This is a genomic window from Flagellimonas flava (assembly GCF_050617915.1).
In the GTDB taxonomy this organism is placed as follows: domain Bacteria; phylum Bacteroidota; class Bacteroidia; order Flavobacteriales; family Flavobacteriaceae; genus Flagellimonas; species Flagellimonas flava_A.
On record NZ_JBODQE010000175.1, the window covers coordinates 1 to 237 of the forward strand.

The window sequence follows — 237 nt, forward strand, 5'->3', positions numbered from 1 at the left end:
GATTTAAGAAAACTAAAAAACAATCAAGTCTATGTAATCGGAAAAGTTGAGTATAAGAACGCGTCTGGGAAAACCATGATGATTGACTACGTTGGCCCGTTGGCGAACAACCAAAAGGAAGCCTGGAAGATGGCAAAAAATGATTTAAAAACTATAAAACGTAAAAATGGAATTGGCATATCAAATTAATAGTAAAAGACTCAGAGGTTTTTTACCTCTTTTAATCATCATTGTTAT

At 32.9% G+C, this 237-nt stretch carries 1 protein-coding gene; it reads left to right on the forward strand.

From position 1 onward, the window contains the following. Window positions 1-189: hypothetical protein (locus ACRHOZ_RS21445; RefSeq protein ID WP_431130415.1), on the forward strand; the 189-nt coding region annotated here is incomplete at its 5' end. Window positions 190-237 lie beyond the last annotated feature (48 nt).